At 60.7% G+C, this 22977-nt stretch carries 25 protein-coding genes and 1 pseudogene; 16 read left to right on the forward strand and 10 right to left on the reverse strand.

Annotation, left to right across the window (positions count from 1 at the left end):
* Positions 1-8: 8 nt before the first annotated feature.
* Complete coding sequence (locus AC1RP7_RS02715; protein ID WP_057715435.1) at positions 9-683, forward strand: DUF3313 domain-containing protein; 675 nt, start codon at positions 9-11, stop codon at positions 681-683.
* A gap of 175 nt (positions 684-858) precedes the next feature.
* On the opposite strand, the pseudogene AC1RP7_RS02720 reads toward AC1RP7_RS02715, so the two are convergent.
* Positions 859-1002 (reverse strand): annotated as a pseudogene (locus AC1RP7_RS02720) (DNA polymerase ligase N-terminal domain-containing protein); the annotation flags it as partial.
* 163 nt (positions 1003-1165) lie between these two features.
* On the opposite strand from AC1RP7_RS02720, the gene AC1RP7_RS02725 reads away from it, so the two are divergent.
* The gene (locus AC1RP7_RS02725; RefSeq protein ID WP_057715437.1) at positions 1166-1609 is read left to right on the forward strand and encodes a cupin domain-containing protein; all 444 of its coding nucleotides are present in this window, start codon (positions 1166-1168) and stop codon (positions 1607-1609) included.
* Here the strand turns inward: AC1RP7_RS02725 and AC1RP7_RS02730 are convergent.
* Positions 1606-2337, reverse strand: a complete 732-nt coding sequence (locus AC1RP7_RS02730) for a tellurite resistance TerB family protein (RefSeq protein WP_493182459.1) — start codon at positions 2335-2337, stop codon at positions 1606-1608. The genes AC1RP7_RS02725 and AC1RP7_RS02730 overlap by 4 nt on opposite strands.
* A gap of 256 nt (positions 2338-2593) precedes the next feature.
* Here AC1RP7_RS02730 and pcsA point away from each other — a divergent pair, with 256 nt between their 5' ends.
* Positions 2594-3316: a phosphatidylcholine synthase gene (pcsA, locus tag AC1RP7_RS02735; RefSeq protein WP_340315585.1), complete on the forward strand. Its 723-nt coding sequence runs from the start codon at positions 2594-2596 to the stop codon at positions 3314-3316.
* A gap of 2 nt (positions 3317-3318) precedes the next feature.
* Positions 3319-3705 (forward strand): DUF488 domain-containing protein, encoded by a 387-nt coding sequence (locus tag AC1RP7_RS02740; protein WP_489327422.1) that lies wholly within the window; start codon positions 3319-3321, stop codon positions 3703-3705.
* 133 nt (positions 3706-3838) lie between these two features.
* Here AC1RP7_RS02740 and AC1RP7_RS02745 read toward each other — a convergent pair whose 3' ends face one another.
* Positions 3839-4651 carry a class I SAM-dependent methyltransferase gene (locus AC1RP7_RS02745; RefSeq protein ID WP_493182462.1) on the reverse strand — a complete coding sequence of 271 codons (813 nt, stop codon included), beginning with the start codon at positions 4649-4651 and terminating at the stop codon, positions 3839-3841.
* Positions 4652-4696: 45 nt separating this feature from the next.
* Positions 4697-4966, reverse strand: a complete 270-nt coding sequence (locus AC1RP7_RS02750; protein ID WP_057715442.1) for a DUF4242 domain-containing protein — start codon at positions 4964-4966, stop codon at positions 4697-4699.
* A 177-nt stretch (positions 4967-5143) separates the two neighbouring features.
* Between AC1RP7_RS02750 and AC1RP7_RS02755 the strand changes: the two genes are divergently transcribed.
* Positions 5144-6136 carry an AraC family transcriptional regulator gene (locus AC1RP7_RS02755; protein WP_493182464.1) on the forward strand — a complete coding sequence of 331 codons (993 nt, stop codon included), beginning with the start codon at positions 5144-5146 and terminating at the stop codon, positions 6134-6136.
* Positions 6137-6145: 9 nt separating this feature from the next.
* Here AC1RP7_RS02755 and AC1RP7_RS02760 read toward each other — a convergent pair whose 3' ends face one another.
* The 3 genes from AC1RP7_RS02760 to AC1RP7_RS02770 form a co-directional block, all read right to left on the reverse strand.
* Entirely contained in the window at positions 6146-7363 is a 1218-nt protein-coding gene (locus AC1RP7_RS02760) for a cytochrome c biogenesis protein DipZ (RefSeq protein WP_493182466.1), read from the reverse strand.
* A 145-nt stretch (positions 7364-7508) separates the two neighbouring features.
* Positions 7509-7763, reverse strand: a complete 255-nt coding sequence (locus AC1RP7_RS02765) for a hypothetical protein (protein WP_340315575.1) — start codon at positions 7761-7763, stop codon at positions 7509-7511.
* A 48-nt stretch (positions 7764-7811) separates the two neighbouring features.
* Positions 7812-8075, reverse strand: coding sequence for a DUF2790 domain-containing protein (locus tag AC1RP7_RS02770; protein WP_493182467.1), 264 nt, complete (start codon positions 8073-8075; stop codon positions 7812-7814).
* 306 nt (positions 8076-8381) lie between these two features.
* On the opposite strand from AC1RP7_RS02770, the gene AC1RP7_RS02775 reads away from it, so the two are divergent.
* The gene (locus tag AC1RP7_RS02775) at positions 8382-9122 is read left to right on the forward strand and encodes a response regulator (protein WP_008023822.1); all 741 of its coding nucleotides are present in this window, start codon (positions 8382-8384) and stop codon (positions 9120-9122) included.
* Positions 9119-10450 carry an ATP-binding protein gene (locus AC1RP7_RS02780; protein WP_090454763.1) on the forward strand — a complete coding sequence of 444 codons (1332 nt, stop codon included), beginning with the start codon at positions 9119-9121 and terminating at the stop codon, positions 10448-10450. Before AC1RP7_RS02775 ends, AC1RP7_RS02780 begins: the two co-directional genes overlap by 4 nt.
* An 81-nt stretch (positions 10451-10531) precedes the next feature.
* Here the strand turns inward: AC1RP7_RS02780 and AC1RP7_RS02785 are convergent, their stop codons facing one another.
* Positions 10532-11857, reverse strand: a complete 1326-nt coding sequence (locus AC1RP7_RS02785) for an OprD family porin (RefSeq protein WP_493182469.1) — start codon at positions 11855-11857, stop codon at positions 10532-10534.
* A 329-nt stretch (positions 11858-12186) separates the two neighbouring features.
* On the opposite strand from AC1RP7_RS02785, the gene AC1RP7_RS02790 reads away from it, so the two are divergent.
* On the forward strand, positions 12187-12807 hold the full coding sequence (locus AC1RP7_RS02790; protein WP_493182471.1) for a glutathione S-transferase family protein: 621 nt from the start codon (positions 12187-12189) through the stop codon (positions 12805-12807).
* A 69-nt stretch (positions 12808-12876) separates the two neighbouring features.
* Here the strand turns inward: AC1RP7_RS02790 and AC1RP7_RS02795 are convergent, their stop codons facing one another.
* Positions 12877-14283, reverse strand: a complete 1407-nt coding sequence (locus tag AC1RP7_RS02795; RefSeq protein WP_493182473.1) for a purine-cytosine permease family protein — start codon at positions 14281-14283, stop codon at positions 12877-12879.
* Positions 14284-14606: 323 nt separating this feature from the next.
* Between AC1RP7_RS02795 and AC1RP7_RS02800 the strand changes: the two genes are divergently transcribed.
* From AC1RP7_RS02800 to tli1a (AC1RP7_RS02835), 8 genes are all read left to right on the forward strand, one after another.
* Entirely contained in the window at positions 14607-15092 is a 486-nt protein-coding gene (locus AC1RP7_RS02800; protein ID WP_008000480.1) for a flavin reductase family protein, read from the forward strand.
* A 208-nt stretch (positions 15093-15300) separates the two neighbouring features.
* Positions 15301-16344 (forward strand): LLM class flavin-dependent oxidoreductase, encoded by a 1044-nt coding sequence (locus AC1RP7_RS02805; RefSeq protein ID WP_046043514.1) that lies wholly within the window; start codon positions 15301-15303, stop codon positions 16342-16344.
* A 166-nt stretch (positions 16345-16510) separates the two neighbouring features.
* Positions 16511-16660: a hypothetical protein gene (locus tag AC1RP7_RS02810; protein ID WP_162130443.1), complete on the forward strand. Its 150-nt coding sequence runs from the start codon at positions 16511-16513 to the stop codon at positions 16658-16660.
* A 90-nt stretch (positions 16661-16750) separates the two neighbouring features.
* Complete coding sequence (locus AC1RP7_RS02815; RefSeq protein ID WP_493182476.1) at positions 16751-17428, forward strand: cysteine hydrolase family protein; 678 nt, start codon at positions 16751-16753, stop codon at positions 17426-17428.
* Between the two features lie 5 nt (positions 17429-17433).
* Positions 17434-18795 (forward strand): purine-cytosine permease family protein, encoded by a 1362-nt coding sequence (locus tag AC1RP7_RS02820; protein WP_493182477.1) that lies wholly within the window; start codon positions 17434-17436, stop codon positions 18793-18795.
* A 441-nt stretch (positions 18796-19236) separates the two neighbouring features.
* Positions 19237-19758, forward strand: a complete 522-nt coding sequence (gene tli1a, locus AC1RP7_RS02825) for a Tli1a family immunity protein (protein WP_340315831.1) — start codon at positions 19237-19239, stop codon at positions 19756-19758.
* Positions 19746-22064: a T6SS phospholipase effector Tle1-like catalytic domain-containing protein gene (locus AC1RP7_RS02830; protein ID WP_493182479.1), complete on the forward strand. Its 2319-nt coding sequence runs from the start codon at positions 19746-19748 to the stop codon at positions 22062-22064. Before tli1a (AC1RP7_RS02825) ends, AC1RP7_RS02830 begins: the two co-directional genes overlap by 13 nt.
* 88 nt (positions 22065-22152) lie before the next feature.
* Positions 22153-22635 (forward strand): Tli1a family immunity protein, encoded by a 483-nt coding sequence (tli1a, locus tag AC1RP7_RS02835; protein WP_493182539.1) that lies wholly within the window; start codon positions 22153-22155, stop codon positions 22633-22635.
* Between the two features lie 124 nt (positions 22636-22759).
* On the opposite strand, the gene AC1RP7_RS02840 is transcribed toward tli1a (AC1RP7_RS02835), so the two are convergent.
* Positions 22760-22951, reverse strand: a complete 192-nt coding sequence (locus tag AC1RP7_RS02840) for a hypothetical protein (protein WP_493182480.1) — start codon at positions 22949-22951, stop codon at positions 22760-22762.
* Between the last annotated feature and the right edge of the window lie 26 nt (positions 22952-22977).

The raw sequence follows: 22977 nt of genomic DNA on the forward strand, positions 1-22977 counted from the left end.
ACACCACTATGAATCTGTCCCGAAAACTGCTCGTCGGCGCTACGCTGGCCAGTCTGTTGCTAGGCGGCTGCACCTCGAAAGTGACTGAGAAGGAGCAATATTCAGGCTTCCTGTCCAACTACAACAACCTGCAGGAAGTCGAAACGCCGAGCGGCGGCACCGCGATGCGTTGGGTCAGCCCTGCGTGGAACCCGAATGCCTATGACACCGTGGTGTTCAACAAACTGGAGCTCTACCCGGCCCCCAAACCCGATGAGCGTGTCAACCAGCAGACACTGACCGACATTCAGAACTACATGACCAGCAAGGCCAAGGCTACGCTGGGCCAGAAATACCGCGTAGTGACCAACACCTCTTCCGCACCGGCGGGTTCGCGCCCCCTGATCATGCGCGCGGCGATTACCGGGGTGAACGCCGAGAACGAAGGCATGAAGTGGTATGAAGTGGTGCCCATCGCGGCCGTAGTCGGGGCAACCCAGGCAGCCACCGGTCACCGTGACCAGGAAACCACCCTGTTCATCGAAGCCGAGTTCGTCGACGCCAAGAGCAACCAGACCGTAGCCAAAGTGGTGCGCAAGGTGTTCGGCACCGAACTGAAAAACGAAAGCCAGAAGATTACCGCCAAGGACTTCAAGGCGGCGATCGACAAACTGGGTACCGACTTCCAGGCATTCCTCAAGTAAGAACAGGTTGCTCGCGTAGGAGCTGCCGCGGGCTGCGATCCTTTGATCTTCAGGTTATTGAAACCATGAAAAGGTCGCAGCCTTCAGCAGCTCCTATCGGCACAGTTCACTTTTTCATCCCCACCCGCCGGCGCATCTCGGCAGTGATCGCTTGCCGGGTTTTGGGCATGTCCACGCCGAGCTTCTCCCCCTGCAACTCGAACTTGAGTCGACCCTTGGCCCAGGCTTTGGCGAGACCGTCCTGGGGAGTCCAGATGCCCCGGTCCCAGACGATCACCTCGCCCACGTCGTAATGCCCCTCAGGTATGCTTCGCGCCAGGACGTTGAATGCAAACGTCTTCTAACCAGGCAGAGCACACGAGTGGCGCAGTAATTCAATCGGCGTTGAAAATGCCCGGACAGACGGGCCATGGGCGCGCCACCCGGCTGGCGCTTCGGGGCCTATACTTCGCCGGTGCAGTCTCATCCCCCGGAGAGCAGCCATGCGCAGGGTTCACATCATCGAAGCCGGAAATCCCCCGGGGCCGGTCAACGTCGTGGGTGAAACGATCACCGTCCTGGCCGGCGGGGATCTGAGCAAACCGTTCGAGATGCACATCCAGAAAGGCATACAAGGAGGCGGGCCACCGCCACACTTTCATCCCTGGGACGAAGCGTTTTACGTCGTTGAAGGTCAGGTGGAAGTGACCGTCGAAGGCAAAGCCACCACCGTCCTGGCCGGTGGCTACGTGCATATCCCCAGCGGTTCGATTCATGCCTACAAGAACGTCAGCCCCACTGCGACAATGATCGGTGTGGTGTCCGATCCACGCGGTGGGCAGTTCTTTACGGCGCTGGATCAACTCAAGGTACCCGAGGACCTGCCGCGGATCTTGCAGATAGCCGAAAGCTTCGGGGTGACGTTTCTGCTGCCCAAGGCGATTTAGGCCGCACCGCCCTTGGCCTGCTGCTCCAGGTGGACTTGCAACTGCGGGTCGATCTGCAACGCTGCGGCCAGTTCATCCAGATAGTTGCGCTCGGCGTCCTGCTGGTCGTCCACCAGCATGACGCTGGCCAGGTACATCTCCGAGGCCATGCCCGGGTCCGTGGCCGACTGCGCGACGTCATAGGCATCCAGTGGCTTGGCGACCTCGTCGTCCAGCCATTGCTGCAATTGCGGATCGTCGGTGTGACGGCCGATTTCAGTGCTGATCATCTGTTTCTCGGCGGCATCGATGCGGCCATCGGCCTTGGCCGCGGCAATCAATGCCCGCAGGATCGCATGGCTGTGTTCCTCGGCCTCCGGGCCGGCCAGCAAGTCCACGGTCCGTGGTGCCTCCTGCGGCGCCGAGGCCTGACTGCGCTGCCAGGCCTGGTACGCCTGGAACGCCATCATGCCCAGGGACGCCAGCGCGGCATAATTGGTGCCGCCAGCGGAGCGACTTTGCGGTGCACCGCCCATCGGCGAACCGCCGCCAAGCAAACCACCGAGCAAACCACCCAACCCTGCGCCACCGCCGCCAGCACTGGTACCGGCACCCCCGCCCAACAAACCGCCGAGCAATCCACCCAGGTCGCCGAGCCCACCCTGGGCCGATGCGCCACCGCCACCCTGTCGCGCCATCGAGCCCTGGCCGGCGCGCAGTAATTGTTCGAGCAGATCGCTGGTGTTCATGACGTTTGTCCTCTTGAAGGGCGTTTATCCAGTCAGGCAACGATAGCCCCCGCAGGCGAATGTGCCAGCACCGTTGGGCTGACCCGCCCGCGCTATCCCGGATTCGTCCGGGGTATTTTCTTGCGGCGCAGCTAAGATTCATGAGTGGTGAACCTTATTCCCGGATACCCGGTCGATACCTGCACACGACCCGGTTTGCCACCACCCCGTACACGAGGTGACAACTGGCTTGCTTCATTCACTGGAGAACGCCCCTGTGATTTCAACCCTGTACATCGCCAGGCTCAAAGCATGGGGCGCCCATGGTTTTACCGCCACTGGCGTGGTCACCGCTTTCCTCGCCACCCTGTCCCTGCTGGAAAACCAGCCGACCCATTGCCTGCTGTGGCTGGGTGTCGCCCTGATCGTTGACGGTCTGGACGGTGCGCTGGCACGCAAGGTCAACGTGCAGTCGGTGTTGCCGAGCTTCGATGGCTCGATCCTCGACCTGGTGATCGACTACCTGACGTACGTGTTTATCCCGGCGCTGTTCATCTATCGCTATATCCCGTTGCCGGACTACACCTTGCTGCTGAGCGTGTCGCTGATTCTGGTGTCGTCGCTGTTCTGCTTCTGCAACGTCAACATGAAGAGCAAGGACAACTACTTCCAGGGCTTCCCCGCCGCCTGGAACGTGGTTGCCCTGTGCCTTTACATCATCGCCCCGTCGCCGTGGATCACCTTCATTACAGTCATTGGCCTGGCCCTGCTGACCGTGACCCGGATGAAATTCCTGCACCCGTTTCGCGTGCGCCGGTTCATGCCGATCAACATTGCGGTGACGGCCATCTGGTTGCTGTGCAGCCTGTCACTGGTGCTCAACCATCCGCTGATCAACCCGTGGGTGATGGGGCTGTGGCTGCTGATGTCGGCGTACTTCATGGGCATCTGCTTGTGGCGCACGGCGCTGGAGTGGTTCGACGAATCGAGGCTCAAGTAGCCATGGCGGTCCATATCGTTCAGCTCGGCTCACCCCGCCGACCCGATGAAGGATTGCGCCTGGGCACGGTACGCCGCCCTCCCCGTGGCGTACCGAAAGCCGAATTCGCCCGTCGGGACTTTTATGATGTCTGGCAGCCGCTGCTGTCGCCCAGTGCGCAGTTGGTGGCCGAGGCCAAGGCTGCGCAAGATGCCAAGGCCTGGGAGGTGTTCCGGCGCAAGTTCAAGGCCGAGATGAGCCAGCCCGCTGCCAGTCAGTTGCTGGATCTGCTGGCCGCGTTGTCCCATCAGACGTCCCTGGCCGTGGGCTGTTATTGCGAGGATGAAGCGCATTGCCATCGGTCGGTGTTGCGCGAGTTGCTGGAGGCGCGTGGGGCCGTAGTGATTTAGATGCCATGACCACCACACAACCCCTGTGGGAGCGGGCTTGCTCGCGAAGGCGGTGGGTCAGCCACAGCATCTGTGACTGGAAGACCGCTATCGCGAGCAAGCTCGCTCCCACAGTTTTTTACAGGGTTGTCATTCAACGCCGCGTGATCACCACCTCCAGGTATTCACTCGGCACCACCAGCGACTTGTCGCCCGCCCGGTTCAACCGATTGATCAGCTCGGTCAAGTCGGTCTCCAGGGCCTTGGCGCCATCCGCGGGCAGCGCGGCGAAGGCCTTGTGCACCGGCCCGTACCACTGGCGGAAGGTGTCGATGAAATGCGCCGCCGAGCGATAGCGAAAATTGAACGTGCGACGCGTCACCTGGAGCAGGAATTCATGTTCGTCGAAATGCTCGTGCAACCAGGCTTCGGTGCCCCAGCGGGAGGGCGGATTGGCACCCGGAGGGGGTGGCAGGTGCTGGCCAAGGGTCTTGAACATCTGGCCGACGAAACCTTCGGGCGTCCAGTTGGCCAAACCAATCCGCCCGCCCGGGCGACAAACCCGTGCCAGTTCCGCGGCGGCTTTGGGCTGGTCCGGCGTGAACATCACACCGAAGGTCGACAGCACGGCATCAAAGCTGCCGTCGGCAAAGGGCAAGGCTTCGGCATCGGCGACCTGGAAGGAGACATTCAGCCGTTCTGCCCGGGCCCGTTCTTCGCCGCGTTCGAGCAAGGCGGCGACATAGTCGGTGGACGTCACCTGGCAGCCACGGCGCGCAGCCGCGAGGGTTGCGTTGCCGTTACCAGCGGCAACGTCGAGCACGCGCTCATCGCACAACAGGTCACAGGCTTCGGCCAGTTGCTCGCCGACGATCTGCAGGGTGGTGCCGATCACGGCGTAGTCGCCGCTGGCCCAGGAGGCCATCTGGCGGTTTTTCAAGGCAGTCAGATCAATAGGTGTACTCATGGAGAAGGTCTCTGGGTTGAAACATGAGTCGGGCCTGGCGGGCATTCACTCCGCCGTTGTCGGATCGATGATGTTCATGACCTGGGAAATGCGATTGGCGGGAAACCCGCTCACCCGAGCGTGCTCCCTGATCTGCTCTTCGTTCGGCGAGATGTACACGCAGTAGAGCTTGTCACCGGTGACATAGCTCTGCAGCCACTGCACCTCAGGCAACTCACGCAACGCCCGGCAGGACTTTTGCGAAGCGGCTTTCAAATCCCTATCCGATAATGCTCCGGCGCCCTGGATCTCACGTTCAATGACGAACTTAGGCATGGCAACCTCTCTTTATTGTTCTTGATGGCAGGGCGGCACTCACCCTGTGATCAAACTATCGCCCTGACGGGCGCTGGCGTCCTGTCCGATCGTCGCCCAACCCTGCCCGATCGTCCGGAGATTCCACGTTGCGCGCCGAGGCGCTCACAATCAGGAATCCTTCCACGGGAAACCCCAATGGACGCTCTGTCGCAGACCCTGCGCGTCGTGCATCTGGTCGGCGCGATCTTTATCAACGCCCGGTTCACCGCGCCCTGGTGCTACCAGTCGCCCAGCGCCGACACCGCTGCGCCGTTTCTGGAACCCGATGCGGAACGGGTAGTGATCTTTCACCTGATAACCGAAGGTGAGTGCTACGTTGAACTGGGCGATGACCCGCCGCTGCATCTGAGTGCGGGCGACGTGGTGATCTTCCCCCAGGGCGACGCCCATCGCATGTGCTCACGCCCTGGATTGCCCCCGGCCACGGGTGCGCGACTGGATGCCGTGCTGGCGCGCCGGCCCCGGCAGTTGAGTTATGGCGGGGGTGGCGCGGTCACCCGGTTGGTGTGCGGTTACCTGGCGTGCGACACGCGCCTGGCGGGCATGTTGCTCAGGGGCTTGCCAGCGGTGGTGCGGGTCAATGTGCGCGGTTCGGATGCCGGTATCTGGCTGGAATCCTCCGTGCGCTATGCCCTCGCCGAAGCCCGCTCGCCCCGCCCTGGCGGCGAAGGGGTATTGGCCAAACTGGCCGAAGTGCTGTTCATCGAAGTGTTGCGCCTGTACATGAACGAACAAGGCGAAGGCCGCACCGGCTGGCTGGCCGGTGTGCGCGACCGCATCGTCGGCGCCGCCCTCAACGCCTTGCACAAAAAACCCTGCCACGCCTGGACACTGGACGAACTGGCGCGCACTGCCAGCACCTCACGATCGGTGTTGGCCGAACGCTTCCAGCAACTGGTGGGGGTGTCGCCGATGCAGTACCTGACGCAATGGCGCATGTTGCTCGCCGCCAATCTGTTACGCAGCAGCAACAGCTCATTGACGCGCATCGCCGAAGAAGTCGGTTACCAGACCGATACCGCCTTCAGCCGGGCCTTCCGTCGCGAGTTCGGTGCGCCACCGGCGGCGTGGCGGCGCGGACAGGAGAAAAAAACCATGGCCCACGGGGCAAGACCCGTGAGCCATTGATCGAGCAAGTTACGCCGCTGGCGCGCCGGCCTTGGCCTCCTCCAGCAACTGCTGAATCATTTTTTCCTGAGTGTCGTAGCTGCCTTCACCGAAGTGGGTGTAACGCACCTGCCCCTTGGCATCGATCAGGTAGTGCGCCGGCCAGTACTGGTTGTCGAAGTTGCGCCAGATCGCGTAGTTGTTGTCGATCGCCACCGGGTAGGTGATGCCGTATTCCTTCACCTTGGCCCTGACGTTGTCGATGATGCGCTCAAAGCCGTATTCAGGCGTGTGCACGCCGATCACCACCAGCCCGTCCTTTTCGTATTTCTTCGCCCACTCCTTCACGTATGGCAGGGTGTGCTTGCAGTTGATGCAGTCGAAGGTCCAGAAGTCCACCAGCACAACCTTGCCTTTCAGGGCCTCGTTGCTCAGGGCCGGCGAGTTGAGCCATTCCACCGCGCCGGACAGCGAGGGCATGGCGCCTTGGGCATCGCCCATGGTGCTGTCTGCCTTGACCTTGCTGACCAAGTAATCGACGACTTTCGGCACGGCTTCCAGCACGCCTTTCTCCACACTGTTGACACCTTCCGATGAGGTGTTGGCCAGCAACAGGTCATTGGCCCCCGTTGCAATCACCGCCGCACCGGCGAGCACCGCAACCCCGGCGCCACGGCGCAACCAGCCGGTGACCGGAATCGACGGTTTCAAGCGATTGACCAGGCCGCGCCCGGCAAAGATCAAGGTGCCCAGGGACAGCGCACTGCCCGCGCCATAGGCCACCAGCAACAGACTGGTGCCGGCGTTCGCACCTTGCAGCATGGCGCTGGTGAGAATCACCCCGAGGATCGGCCCGGCGCAGGGTGCCCAGAGCAGCCCGGTGGCGACACCGATCATGATCGAAGCCAGCGGCCCGGACATCTTGCGCGAGTCTGGGTCGATGCGATTGCCCAGCAGCACGAAGGGACGGGCCAGCCAGTCACCGACCCGGGCGGAGATCAGCGACAGGGCGAACAGCACCATCACCGCCAGCGCCACGTGGCGGCCGGTGTTGCTGGCCTGTATCACCCACTCACTGCTGACCACGGCCAGGCTGGAGACCAGGGCAAAGGTCAGGACCATGCCGCCGAGGGTCAGCAGGATCGAGGAGCGTGTACGGTCGGCCCCGGCAAACAGGAATGGAACGACCGGCAGGATGCAAGGGCTGAGGACGGTCAATATGCCGCCCAGGAAAGCGATGAGTAACATGGGATCACCTAATGCAAATTAGAGGGCAACACATCACCACTGTAGGAGCGAGCCTGCTCGCGATGGCGTCCGGTCAGGCGACACATCGTTGACTGAACCATCGCTATCGCGAGCAAGCTCGCTCCCACAGTGGATCGGGGTGTTCTCAAGCCGTCTGCTCATCCAGCAACTGCCCCTGAGGCGTGCGGCTGGAACCGTTCTCGGCGAGCATCTGCCCCTGCGGCGTGCGGCTGGAGCCGTCCTGCGCCAGGAAACCCTGGGTGCCCTTCTCTGCTACCGGCGTGAGCTGGAAGCAGGTGTTGCTGGCGCAGGCGCTTTGCTCGACAGCGGCGTTGGCATGGGCCGCCACACCGGCGACGGAAAAGACGATGGCGGTCAGGTAGCGGGTAACGTTGTTCATGATGTCCTTCCTGTTGCAAATGGATTTGGCGGGGGTTGATCGCGACACTCAGTTTTCCGAGTTGCAGTTGTCGGCGAATTTGCTGTAATCCAGCACCCGGGTTTTTGACTGGGAGTCGAGGTACGTCAGCCGCGCATTCACCACGCCGCAGGAAGGCGTAGTGTCCTCGGTCAGCGACACCACTTTCCTGATATCCAGTTGGGTGCCATAGGTGTAGGTTCTGGGAGCGACATCGGCTTCGGCACGGGCCGACAAGGTGCAGATGTTCAGTGCGGCAAACAGGCCGGCTGCGTAGATGGCTTTGGTGTTCATGGCGGACTCCTCAAGGTTTCAACAGGTCAACTGTTCGTTGGGCCGAGGCGCTCTGGTTTGCCTCGATGGAACCTATTAAAAGCCTGCGAGGTATCTCGTCTGTGTCGGGAATCGGCGAGAATCAATCGGTACGTATCAGAACGGTGCCTGGATACAAAGCAATACAAAACCGCTGAAAATCGGCTTTTTTGCCTTCGTGTGTATCCGCAGGCAAGCCGGATACACTGCAATACAAAGGGCGGCAGGCGAGCCCGCCCAGGCTCGATAGACTGTGTGGCATTCCCCATTAACCAGAGGTTTGGCCCAATGGATCACGTTGATCACATCCTCATCGTTGACGATGACCGCGAAATCCGCGAACTGGTTGGCAACTACCTGAAGAAGAACGGCCTGCGCACCACGGTCGTGGCGGATGGACGGCAGATGCGCGCCTTTCTGGAAACCACCCCGGTGGACCTGATCGTGCTGGACATCATGATGCCGGGTGACGATGGCCTGCTGCTCTGCCGCGAACTGCGCGCCGGCAAGCACAAGGCCACGCCAGTGCTGATGCTCACCGCCCGCAACGATGAAACCGATCGCATCCTCGGCCTGGAAATGGGTGCCGACGACTATCTGGTCAAGCCATTCGCTGCCCGTGAACTGCTGGCGCGGATCAACGCGGTGCTGCGACGCACCCGCATGCTGCCACCGAACCTGGTGGTGACCGAAGCCAGCCGCCTGTTGGCCTTTGGGCGCTGGCGCCTGGACACCTCGGCCCGTCACCTGCTCGATGCAGACGGCACCATGGTGGCCCTGAGCGGTGCTGAATATCGATTGCTGCGGGTGTTTCTCGACCATCCACAACGGGTGCTCAACCGCGATCAATTGCTCAATCTGACCCAGGGCCGCGACGCCGACCTGTTCGACCGTTCCATCGATCTTTTGGTCAGTCGTCTGCGCCAGCGCTTGCTCGACGACGCTCGCGAACCGGCCTACATCAAGACCGTGCGCAGCGAAGGCTATGTGTTTTCCCTGCCGGTGGAAATCCTGGGCGATCAATCATGACCCTGGCGCTGCATTGGCCGCGGACCCTGGCCTCGCGGCTGTCGCTGATATTCCTGATCGGCCTGATCCTCGCCCAGGCGCTGTCCTTCGGCGCGCAGTACTACGAACGCTACGAGTCCTCGAAAAACACCATGCTCGGCAACCTGGAAACCGACGTTTCCACGTCCGTTGCCATCCTCGACCGCTTGCCCGCCGATGAGCGAGCCGCCTGGCTCAAACAACTGGAGCGGCGCAATTACAGTTACATGCTCAATGAGGGGTCGCCGGGCACGCCCATCCGCACCGACATGCCCGATGCGCCCATTGCCATTGCCTCGATCAAAGACGCCATCGGCCACGATTACCCGATGACCTTTACCGACATCCCCGGGCCGAAAAAACATTTCCAGGTGCACTTGAACCTGGCCGATGGCAGCCCGCTGACCATCGACGTCCGCCCGGCGATGGTGCCGTTGTCGCCCTGGCTGCCCGTCGTGTTGCTCGGGCAACTGGCGCTGATGCTGGCCTGCTCCTGGCTAGCGGTCAGAATCGCCATCCGCCCCCTCACCCGCCTCGCCGGTGCCGTCGAAACCCTGGACCCCAACGCCCATCCCGTACTCCTGGACGAAAAAGGCCCGACCGAAGTCGCCCACGCCGCCAAGGCCTTCAACGCGATGCAGGCACGCATCGCGGCGTACCTGAAGGAACGCATGCAATTGCTCGCGGCAATCTCCCACGATCTGCAAACCCCGATCACCCGCATGAAACTGCGCGCCGAGTTCATGGACGACTCCAGCGAAAAAGACAAACTGTGGAACGACCTGGGCGAAATGGAACACCTGGTGCGCGAAGGCGTGGCCTACGCCCGCAGCATCCACGGCGCCACCGAAGAAAGCCGCCGCACCGATCTCGACTCGTTTCTCGACAGCCTGGTGTTCGACTATCAGGACGTGGGCAAGGATGTTCAGCTCAGCGGCAAGAGTGCCGCCGTCATCGACACACGCCCCCACGCCTTGCGCCGGGTGCTGGTCAACCTGACGGACAACGCATTGAAGTTTGCCGGTGCCGCCGAGTTGCGGGTGCAAAAGCAGGCCGATGGCAACCTCTCGATCAAGATCCTCGACCGTGGTCCGGGGATCGCCGAGGAAGAACTCAAGCAAGTGATGGAACCGTTCTACCGCGTTGAGAATTCCCGCAACCGCAGCACCGGCGGCACCGGGCTGGGGCTGGCGATCGCCCAGCAACTGGCGGTCGCGATTGGAGGCTCCTTGACCTTGAGCAATCGCGAAGGGGGCGGGTTGTGTGCGGAGTTGCGATTGCCGGGGCAGAAGGGTTTGGCTCAGGGGTGAGAATGCCGGACCAACCGTAGAAAATGGTCGGCTGTCAGGCCGCCTTCACGGGCAAGCCCGCACACAGGGGGGGCGCCGTGATTACAACAACGACAAGGTGTAATTGATGATGAACCGGTTCTGATCCACGTTGCGCCCGGCATCGGTATTGGACTTGGCGTTACGCAGTGTGAACCCCACCCCCTTGAACGTACCCGATTGCAACACGTAGTCCAGGGTCATGTCGCGCTCCCACTCGGACTGGTCACTGGCGTTTTGCGCCTTGATGTCCGTGCCCTTCAGATACACGATCGAGGCTTTCAGGCCCGGCACGCCCACGGGTGCGAAGTCGTAGGTGTATTGGCCGAAATTCGTCTGTTCGCCGGCCCGGGCAAAGTTCTGGATCATCTTGTCGGTGGGCAGGTAGACACTGCCGCCGCCCGCTCCCTTGTCCACCAGGCTGCCCTGGTTGGGCTGGACGAAGTTGCTGCCATCGCCCACACGTTGATGCCCCACCGACACTGCGTGACCACCGTGGCTGTAGGTGACCATCGCGGCCCAGGTGCTGTTGTCGATTTCACCATCGTTGTCGTCGGTGTAGCCCGATACCCGGTAGCCTTGCGCGCGGCCGGAGGCAGAGCTGTTGGCACCGCTCGATGTGGTACGGAAGTAACGCAGGTCGGTGGTGAGCGAGCTTGCGCTGTCGATGAACAGGATGTGCGTCAGGCCGAGGAAGTTCTGGTTGTAGAAGTCTTCCAGTTGCGCGAAGTAATACTGGGTCTTCAGGTTCCTGGCGAGGTTGTAGTCACCACCGGCGTAGTAGAACTTGTTGCTGTCCCGCGTGCTGCCGGCGACCGACAGACCTGTGCGGTCCGTCGAGGCGCGCCCTACCGCGTGCTCCAGCACACCGCCGGTCAACGTCAGGCCATCGATGTCGTTCGAGGTGACCTGCGCGCCGGTAAACGATTGCGGCAACACACGGGCATCGTTCGCCAGAAGGATCGGCAATTTCGGCAGCAAGGTACCGTAGCGAAATTCAGTCTTGGCCAGGCGCATTTTCGCCGTAGGGCCGAAGCTGCTCCAGGCATCGGCCGCGCCGTCGCCATCAGAGGGAATCATGCCGCTACCGACGTGGCGCCCCGCTCCGCTGTCCAGCGTGATGCCGAGCAACGCCTGGGCATCGAGCCCGAACCCCACCGCGCCCTGCGTAAACCCGGACTCATAGCGCAACACGAAACCCTGGGCCGCCTCTTCGGTTTTCGAGGGGGCAGCGCTGCCATCGCGATTGTCGCTGTTGAAGTACAGGGTGCGCATCGACAGGTTGGCCTTGCTGTCTTCCAGAAAACCATGGCCTGCGGTATCGGCAGCCTGTGCGCACACCGAACTGGTGACCAGCAGGACTGCGGTGGGAATCGCTCGTTTGAACATAGGGGGCTCCTGGGTGTTTCTTATCGTTATTTGAAGGTTTCACCGCCAGACAGGACCCGATTACCGCCCACGCAACAGCGCTCGATGAGTGACATGAGTCATCGGACGTTCGAGGTGAGGGTTGACTGACTGGCTTGTGAAACTCTTAAAACACTTCGAGAGGCTATTATCAAACGCGGTGAAAGTAGTTTTCGTACAGGGATAAGCCTTGTCGCACAGGGGTATGGACGATCAGTGTTTTTGAATATCGGTGCGGCGGATTTTCATCATACTGACTTCATCGGCAGCGATCGGTGGCTGCTGGTATGTCACTACAAGAGCAATGACCCATGAACGATCAAATCGAACTTTACGGCGCGAACACCGGCAACAGCCTGAGGGCCGCGATTGCCCTGGAAGAGTCGGGCATCGCCTATACGGCACGCAAGCTCGACCTGTATGCACAGGAGCACCGTGGCCCGGCCTTCCTGGCGCTTAACCCGGCCGGGAAAGTGCCGACCCTGATCGATCACGGGACAACTCCGGTGCTGGTCATCAACCAGTCCAACGCCATCATCCAGTACGCCGATTCCATTGCGCCCGGAAGGCTGGCACCGGCGCAGCCAGGACCTGATCGCACCCGGGTGATCGACCGCTATTTCTTTTTCGTGACCGATGTCATCGCCCCCAGCCATGCCGCCTTTTTTCTGCACCAGGCGGGGCAGACCAAGGCGGCGGCGATCATCGATCTGCGGGTGATTGAACAGCTCACCTACTCGGAAAGCTTTCTGACGGACGACTTCATGGCCGGAGCGCAGTTCTCCATGGCCGACATTTCGGCCTTCACCATTGCCACGGCGTTCCGTGATCGGCTGGACTGGAAGGAGCTTGCGCAACTTTCACGCTGGTACGACACGGTCGAAGCCAGGCCGGCGGTACAACGCGGCCTGAATGTGTTCAAGCATTCCTGAGCGTTCGCCGAAAACAAAAATGCCCCCATGTCGCCGGGCATTTTCTGACGAACACGAAACGACTTTGCCTCAGTCGGTGTAGCCAAACTTCACCGAACGGCTTTCCTGCGCGTGGCTTCGCGTAGCGAGGCAGTAATACAACGGGCACGTCACCACCAGCCCCACCAGCCACGACAGGTCCGCGCCCTCCACCAGATTGGCATACGGTCCGACGTACAGTGAAGTATTGGCGAATGGCAGTTGCACGATGATGCCGATGAAGTAGGCAATGATCGCATGCAGGTTGAAGCGACCGTAGATGCCGCCGTCAGCCCGGAAGATCGAGGCGATGTCATAGCGACGACGCTTGATCAGGTAAAAGTCGATCAGGTTGATCGAGGCCCACGGCACCAGCACCAGCAACAGCGCCAGAATCAGGCCGATGAATTGCGAAATGAAATTCGCCGAGGCACCCAGCGCCACCACGCAGCAACCCGCCAGCACGATGCCCGACAACACCACGCGCACCTTGATGCTGGGCGTCCATTGGCTGGCGAAGGTCTGGATCGAGGTGATGATCGACAGCACTGCGCCATACAGATTCAAGGCGTTGTGGCTGATGATGTTGAGCAGGAACAACACCATCAGGATCGGCCCCAGCCAACCGGTGGACTGCTTGACCGCCGCCATCGCCTCGGTGCCTTCCGGGGTTGCCAGTACCGCCACGGCGCCGAAGGTGAACGACAGGATCGTGCCCAGGGTCGCCCCCAGATACGTGGCCCAGAATGGCTTGGCGATCCCAATATCCGCAGGCAGGTAACGCGAGTAGTCCGACACATACGGCGAGAAGCTGATCTGCCAGATGATGCCCAGCGACACCGTGGCCAGCCAGCCGGACAGGTTGAACCCGCCGCGAGTGAAGAAGTCCGCCGGCAGATCATGGGCGAAGATATAGAGGAAACCGGCGAGCAAGGCACTGCCCATCACCCAGGTGCCGATGCGGTTCAGGGTATGGATGAAGCGATAACCGATCACCCCGATGGCCGTGGCGCTGAGGGCGCCGATGAGAATGCTGGCCGGCACCGGAACCGACGGCGCAATGCCGACAATCGATTTGCCTGCCAGCACGATGTTGGAAATGAAGAAACCGATGTAGATCAACGCCGCGAAGAACACGATCAGCAGCGCGCCATAGCGGCCGAACTGACCACGGCTCTGCACCATCTGCGGGATGCCCATGCACGGTCCCTGGGCCGACGCCAGCGCAATCACTACACCGCCGACCATGTGCCCGAGGGCAATCGCCAGCAACCCCCAGAACAGGTCGAGGTGGAACACCTGGACCACCATGGCGCCGGTGACGATGGGCAGTGGCGCGATGTTGGTGCTGAACCACAGGGTGAAGAGATCGCGGGCCTTCCCGTGGCGCTCTGCGAGTGGAACGTAGTCGACCGTATGGTTCTCGATCAACGGGTCTTGCCGGGACATCTGGGACATGTGCATGAACTCGAGTTTGTCTGTTCTTATCTTTGTATGAAGCCAAACCGGGGGGACTCTCTGGCCGCCCCTCAGATGCTGACCATATTATGGTATTCCAAACTTTAAACAAGACTGATCCGGTCTTTGAACAAGCATCTGAGCCGGCATCCTGCCCGATCCACGCCAGCGTTTGCTAGCTTAAAGCCCAGCAATCATTGGGTTCCAGACGAAAGCCTTACGTTTATCGGTTCACCTAAAAAGACCTTGCAATCGATGTATTACGGTATACCATCAGACCTATAAACACATAAAAACGCGTCACACCACCCGAGGACCGTCCAATGATCGATGCCGCCATCTACAAACAAGTCATGGGTTCGTTCCCGTCCGGAGTGACCGTGATCACCACCCTGGATGACGACGGGCAAATCGTCGGCCTGACCGCCAGCGCCTTCAGTTCGTTGTCGATGGACCCGGCTCTGGTGCTGTTCTGCCCCAATTACAGCTCCGACTCCTACCCGGTCCTGATCAAGAACAAACGTTTTGCCATCCACGTGCTTTCCGGCGGCCAGCAAAACGAAGCCTATGCCTTCGCGCGCAAAGGCAAGGACAAGGCCCAGGGGATCGAGTGGACGCTCAGCGAGCTGGGCAACCCGATTCTGGCCAATGCAACGGCGGTCATCGAATGTGAGCTGTGGCGCGAATATGAAGGCGGTGACCACGCCATCATGGTCGGCGCGGTGAAAAACCTGATCGTGCCCCGCCAGAGCAGCGGGCCACTGGTGTATTGCCACGGCAAGATGGGCGCGTTGCCGGTCCTGGCCTGATCCCCTTGTGGGAGCGGGCTTGCTCGCGAAGAGGCCGGCACACCCAACATCAATGTTGTCAGGCATACCGCTTTCGCGAGCAAGCCCGCTCCCACAGGTTGCTCACTGACCAGTGAGAAACATTTGCACAGATTTCGTATTATGGTATTCCAATAATCAACAGGCCCGCGATCGACAGGCCGACAACAATAGATCCGAGGTAAGCGTCATGAAGTTTTCCCTGTTCGTACACATGGAACGTTGGGACGAGAGCGTCAGCCACCGCCAGTTGTTCGAAGACCTGACCGAACTGACGCTGATGGCCGAGGCCGGTGGTTTCAGCACCGTGTGGATCGGTGAACACCACTCCATGGAATACACCATCTCGCCAAGCCCGATGCCGCTGCTGGCTTACCTGGCGGGCAAGACCACCACCATTCACCTGGGCGCCGGCACCATCATCGCGCCGTTCTGGCATCCGCTGCGGGTGGCCGGTGAATGCGCGTTGCTCGATGTGATCAGCAACGGACGCATGGAAGTCGGCCTGGCCCGTGGCGCCTACCAGATCGAGTTCGACCGTATGGCCGGCGGCATGCCGGCCTCCTCTGGCGGCCAGGCGTTGCGGGAAATGGTTCCGGTGGTGCGGGCTTTGTGGAACGGTGACTACGCCCATGACGGCGATATCTGGAAATTCCCGACCTCCACCAGCGTACCCAAGCCGATCCAGCAGCCGAACCCGCCGATGTGGATCGCCGCCCGCGACCCGGACTCGCACAACTTCGCCGTGGCCAACGGTTGCAACGTCATGGTCACGCCGTTGATGAAAGGCGACGAGGAAGTCCTCGACCTGAAGAACAAATTCCAGGCCGCGCTCGACAACAACCCCGGCGTGCCGCGGCCGCAACTGATGGTACTGCGTCACACCCACGTGCACACCGCCGACGATCCTCAAGGCTGGGAAGTCGGGGCCAAGGCAATCTCCAGGTTCTATCGCACCTTCGATGCCTGGTTCGGCAACAAGACCACCCCGGTCAACGGCTTCCTCGCACCGAGCCCGGAAGAGAAATTCGCCGGTCGCCCTGAGTTCGAACTGGAAAGCCTGCACAAGACCGCCATGATCGGTACCCCGGAAGAAATCATTCCGCGCATCAAGTACTACCAGGAACTGGGGGTCGACGAATTCAGCTTCTGGTGCGATAACAGCCTGCCCCACGCGGAGAAGAAAAAATCCCTGGAGCTGTTCATCAAGCATGTGGTGCCAGCGTTCCGCTGATTGCGCCGCCCTGCTCCCCGGACGCGAAGCCGGGGGTCAGCACACCTCAACTGTGGGAGCGAGCTTGCTCGCGATGGACGCCAACGATAACGCGGGCCATCTGAATGACCGCGTTGTCCAGAGTTTTTCGCGAGCAGGCTCGCTCCTACGAGGGTCGATTCCAATGATGACTGGTCGCCTCCCATCACTCGCCCTTCCCTCCGGCGCCGCGCGGGCTTACCTGCGCGGTGAATGGACCGCTTCGCACCTGCATTTCAAGCGCCTGCGCGCCAGCGTTTCGGCCAAGCAGAACGGTTTCTGGCAAATAGTTCACTGAGCCCACCCGAACAGCCAATCACGCACCCCGCGTCTCGCCATTGCATGGCGCGTACGGTGCATCGTGTTTCGTCTTGATCAGGTTTGCCCAATGAACAATAACAACGCGCTGTTGATCATCGACATGCAGCAGGAGGACGGCTTCGTCCTGGAAAACTTCGACACAGTGGCTACCAATACCGCCACCCTGCTCGATACCGCCCGCCGTCAGCGGATGCCTGTCATCTATACCCGCCACATCAATCAGGCCGACGGCAGTGACCTGCCCCACGGCGAACCTCTGGCCACCGACGGTGGCCCCGGCAGTTACCGCGCCGGCACCCGCCAAGTGGAAATCATCGAGTCACTGACGCCTCAGCCCGGTGAGTTGATCATCGACAAGGGCCGTTACAGTGCCTTCCACCGCACCGACCTCGATGCCCGACTCAAGGCAATGGCGGTTGACACGCTGATCGTCTGCGGCGTGTTGACCGACGTCTGCGTGCTGACCAGCGTGTTCGATGCCTTCGCCCTGGGTTATCGCGTGCGCCTGGTCAGCGATGCCTGCACCACGACCACCGAGGCCGGGCATTACTCGGCCCTGCTGATCATGGCCAACTGGGTCTACGCGCTGGAAATCCTCACCACGACTGAGTGCCAGCGCGCCCTGCAACAGCTCGATCACATCAGCCTGATCCCCGAGCAGCCGGACCTGTTTGCCCACCAGCCCCATGAGCTGCAAAGCACCATCGCCCGTCTGCAATCCCACCTCGTCCGGACTCAGGAGTGATCGCCATGCAAGTCGAAAAAAGAAGCATCGATTTCATCCCCGAAACCGAACGTCACGGCAAACCGGGGTCGCTGTTCTACATCTGGTTCGGCGCCAACATGAACATCACCACCATTGCATCCGGCGTGTTGCCGGTGGTGATGGGACTCAACCTGTTCTGGAGTGCGCTGGCGATCATCATCGGCTCGTTGCTGGGGGCGATTTTCATGGCCTCCCACTCGGCCCAAGGACCGAAGCTGGGCATTCCGCAAATGATCCAGAGCCGGGCACAATTCGGCGTGTTGGGGGCGGTGTTGCCGCTGCTGTTCGTGATGCTGATCTACCTGGGTTTCTTCGTCAGCAACACCTTGCTCGCGGCCCAGGCGCTGGAGTCCGTCAGCCCACTGCCGATGTCCGGCAATATCTACCTGATCGGCGCGTTGTGCTTCGTCGTCGCGCTCTATGGCTATCGGTTGATTCACCGCTTGCAGAAGCTGCTGTCGATTCTGTCGCTGGTGGTGTTCGTGGCCGCCACGGTGCTCGCCTTGCAGTTGCCGATCCCGGCCGAACAATGGCTGCCAACAGGCTTCTCCCTGTCGAAGTTCCTGGTGGCGGTGAGCATTGCCGTGACCTGGCAACTGTCCTATGCACCTTATGTCGCCGACTATTCGCGCTACCTGCCGAGCAACACGCCCACCGCCCAGGTGTTCTGGTACAGCTACGCCGGCACGGTCAGCGGCGGCGCGTGGATGATGATTCTCGGGGCGATCCTGAGCGTCGGCATCGGCGACTTTTCCAGCAACGTCGGCGGGCATGTCGCCGGTCTGTTCGGCGCTGGCGCGGTGCTGCTGTTCGCCTTCATCGTCTACGGCCAGGTGTCGATCAATGTGTTCAACCTGTACGGCGCGTTCATGTCGACCATCACCGTGATCGAACCTTTCGCCCGGCTCAAGGTGACCCCGCGGGTACGCGGTGTGTTCATGCTGCTGATCAGCCTGCTAGCCACGGCCCTGTGCACCATCAGTCAGGACGACTTCATCAGCTTCTTCCTCAACTTCATCTTCTTCATGAGCTACTTCCTGATCCCGTGGACGGCGATCAATCTGGTGGACTACTACTGCCTGCGCAAAGGCCAGTACCGGATTGACGACATCTTCGACTTGAACGGAATCTACGGGCGGGTCAACCGGATTGCCTGCGGCAGTTTCCTGCTGGCGATTGCCCTGGAAATTCCGTTCATGAACACCACGCTGTATGTCGGCCCGGTGGCCACGGTGCTGGACGGAGTGGACCTGGCGTGGATCGTCGGGTTGCTGGTGCCGGCGCTGAGTTATTACTGGCTGATGAAGCTCGGCAAGCGAGCGCCGATGATGGATTCAGTGACGTAAAGATAAACGGGTGATAGAAAAAGATCGCAGCCTGCGGCAACGCCTTGTTTTTCGACTATCGCTCCGTCAGGAGCGATAGTTCTCGACTGATCATCGAGGGAGGGATCTGGAAGACGCGCAAATCCTTAGGCGTTAAGCCTGCAACAACGTAGCAGGCTAATTACCGGATGCATCCTACAAAGCACACGGAAATGTCCTATTTGTAACTAAATCAACTTCGCCAAAGCTATGCAGCCCCAGGACCGGGGCGCAAACGCAGCCCTTCCTGCTCGCCCCCATTCAGACCAGGAAGGCCTGATCATGCTCCCACAACTGTCCACCTTCTTCGATGACAGCCGCCTCAAACGCTGGGGCCGTAACCTTGACTATGGTCTCGATGTCTTCGCGTTCCACGGCAGCAAACGCCTTGGTCATCCCTTCACCCATCACGTCAAACGGCCTATGCCGAGATTGCCATTCGCTACGTATCCGCTGTCCTTGTTCTGCGTTCTAGTCGGTACTTTGTTCGCCCAAAGCACCCAGGCTGGGACCCTTGAAGCAGTCAATCACACCCACTGGGCCATCAATCGATTCAGCGTTGAGGGTCGTTCGGGAATCGACATTATCGGGCCATATCAGGGCGGGGGTGGGGGGTGTTGTTACAGCGCGCCGTCGCGCTGGAAACCGGGGATGACGGTGCGGGTTGAGTGGGAGACTGGGGTGGCCTATCCCGACGGTTTCCCCGGTTTTGCCGATGAAGCTAAATACGACGCTTGGGCAGAACAAATAAGGACTCAAAAACGCAAGCACACCAAAGTCGTGCCAGTCCCCGACTACACCGGCCAAAAAACCTGCGGCCTCACCGTGCACTTCCTGCCCTGCAATGACCTCCAGGTCACCACCTCCTGTTACGCCTACGGCAGCCCCGACTACCCGATCAACACCCCATTGCACTTGCCGGAGCCTCAATCATGTCCGAAGTGAAACATGCCCGCGTCTGCTATCCGCCGCCATTTCCGCTGGAGGGTCGCTTGCCCCGTCGGGCGCATCAGGTTCAGCTTAACCTCCATCGCCAGCGCCAGCAGGAGCGGGACTACCATGATGCCCTGTGCCTGGCCGCCGGTCGCCGTGTGCTGCTGCCATGCTGCAAGTCTCTGCACATCAGCCTGTTCTTCGACGGCACCGGCAATAACCTCAACAATGACCTGTACGAATCCACTCCGCCCCACCCGACCAATATTGCCCGTTTGTTCCGCGCAACCATCGGCGACGGGCATGCCGGCGGCACTGCGCACAACGCCAGGGCTCAGCGCCTGACCGATGCCGCGGGTACGGGCTATGGCGAGTATTTCAAGTACTACATGCCCGGTGTGGGGACGCCTTTTGCGGAAGTCGGTGATCTGGATTACACCACGCTGGGGCTGGCCGGCGCCTGGTACGGCGAGGAGCGGATCAACTGGGGCCTGCTGATGATCATCGACGCCCTGCGCCGTGCGCTGGGCCAGCCACGGCTGGACGACGCCAGTCTGCTGGCGGCGGTCAAGGCCATGGGCACCGTACCGGGCATGGAGTGGGCGACGGCGCAGACTAACCGTCGCCGCGAGTTTCGCAAGCAGCTCAAGGCCATTGAAAAACCCTTGCATATCGCCCTGAGTCAGCCGCAGCCCGGTCTGTCCAAGCTGTTGGGTATCAAGCTGTTTGTCTATGGCTTTTCTCGCGGCGCGGCGGCGGCGCGGGCCTTTGTCAGTTGGTTGAATGAGCTGATGCGTTATACGCCAGCGCTGAAACTGGGCGACTTGGAGCTCCCCGTCAGCGTGGAGTATCTGGGGCTGCTGGACACCGTGGCCTCGGTGGGCTTCGCCGATATCGTGCCGGGCGCGAACGGTCATATGAGCTGGGCCGATGGCAATCAGGAGTTACCCGGTGGCGGACTGGTCAAGCGCTGTTTGCATCTGGTGGCCAGCCACGAGCAGCGATTGTGTTTTCCGTTGGAATCGATTCGTCGTGAGAGCGGTACGTACCCGGTCAATAGTGAGGAAGTGCTCTATCCGGGTGTGCATTCTGATCAAGGGGGTGGGTATCCGCCTGGTGATCAAGGTAAGGCAAACAGCTCGGATTCACGGGTAGCAGATGGTCTCTTGCTCTCACAGATCGCTCTGAACGATTTGTACGCTGACGCCTTTGCTCACGGTGCCCCCATGAAAGTACCTAAGGCTGTATTGCCAGTTGAGATGAACGATCAAGTTTGGAGGATGATGGATCTTGACGGCGAAAGAGAGTTTGCCGTTGCTCCAGACTTGGTGATTCGCTTCAACGCCTGGCGCCAAATGACTCTGGGGTTCCCCCCTGTTTCCCAGCCACTACCCACCGAACAGACAGAACGCTACCAACCGCTACCATCCAACACCACGTTAGAACAGGCCGTACGCGAACAACTCGGCTGGATCACTGCCTGGCGCATCGACCGCTATGCCTTTGCCAGCCTGAGAAAGACCGCTTTCTATCTCGACGCGAGCGACACCCACGCAGATCCCGACACACGAGCCACCGCCGAGACCCAGCGTAAAAAAGCCCAGGCGGAGATTGAAAAAAACCGCCTCCAACAACGCGCCCGCGAACGCGACGGGCGCACGCCAAAAACGCCCCGGAAGCCCGGAGTCCCGGATTTCGACCCGGACCTTGCAAGAACCCAATTGCGCGAAGCGGCCGAGGAGTTCCGTACGAACTACCACGACCCCGATCACCTGGCCTCCAGTCTGAGCCAAGTATTACCGGCCAACGCTCCGCCAGCAGTCGTAATGCGCATCATCACCGCCGATGCGCGGGTCGAATGCCGGCAGATGAAGGCCGCCGGTAGAGCCAGGGTCAGCGAGTTGTTTCCCCCTCCGGAGCGCGAACGCAATCACTGGGACGAAAAGAACCGTGGCAATGTCGACGAGAGCCGCAACGCCAACCAGCCGGCGGGTCTGCTGCGTGCGCTGTTCGATGATCATGTCCACGACTCCCGCGCCTGGTTCCTTTATTCGTTCGGGCGCGAACCGCTGGGCAGCTATTTTCGTGAGCGCATGGTGTTCTTTGGTGAAGCCAGCCGCAGGGAGCTGGCACTCAATCCCGAAACGCAGGCGGCAATGCTGGCGAGCGGCACGCCATTGCCAGCCTATGCACCTGGCGTGGCGGCCCGACCTCCCGTCATGGATGCCCAACGCCTGGCTGAGGTCCACCAGGCCATCGACGCCATCTGGGAGGACTTTTACAGCAAAGTCGGCGAGGCAGGCGATGCACAGGCCTGACTCGGTGGTTCGGCACTCGGTAAAAGGAACAAACCCCATGTCCCATCGCAATGCGTGTCGCCTACGGATCCGGGCTCTAGCGGGCCTGATGGCGGCCGTGCTCCTGCAAAGCGCCGAGGCCAGTTCTCTCGAGGCCATCAATCACACCCACTGGGCCATCAATCGCTTCAGCGTTGATGGGCGGTCGGGAATTGACATTATTGGCGCCTACCAAGGCGGGGGTGGAGGGTGCTGCTACGTCGCACCTACGCGCTGGCAGCCAGGGATGACGGTGCGTATTGATTGGGAAACCGGAGCTAGCGCAGTAAGTGAACTCGCTGATGAGTTTCCGGGTTTTGGCGACTGGCCCAAGTATTTGGCTTGGGTTAGTAAAGTTGATGAACAAAAGCGCAAACACAGCAAACTCGTCCCCATCCCAGACTACACCGGCCAAAAAACCTGCGGCCTCACCGTGCACTTCCTGCCCTGCGACGAGCTCCAGGTCACCACTTCTTGCTACGCCTACGGCAGCCCGGAATACCCGATCAAGACCCCGCTGCATTTGCCGGAGCCCCGGTCATGTCCTAAGTAACGCGGTGATTTCGTCACGACGATGAGGCCGAAACTCTGAATGCCATGACCGCAGATACGGGTATGGGCCCGGAAAACAATTAGCTTCCGAGCCGCCTTCGTTGGCAAGCCAGCTCCTACAAGGGTCAGGCGTACTCCTTGCGGGAGCTGGCGCAGCCTGGGATCTTTTGATCTTCGCCATGCACACGGAATTTCAGGCAAAAAAAATCCCAGGCAGCTGATGGACGCCTGGGATTTAAAAATGCATAAACCGTGGTGGTGAACGCGGCGCGGATATTACGGAATATTTCGGCCTGTAACAAGATATTTTTATTCACTATCCAGTTACTAAACGCTCTAACCC

The organism is Pseudomonas sp. GW822-FHT01E03 (assembly GCF_058802985.1).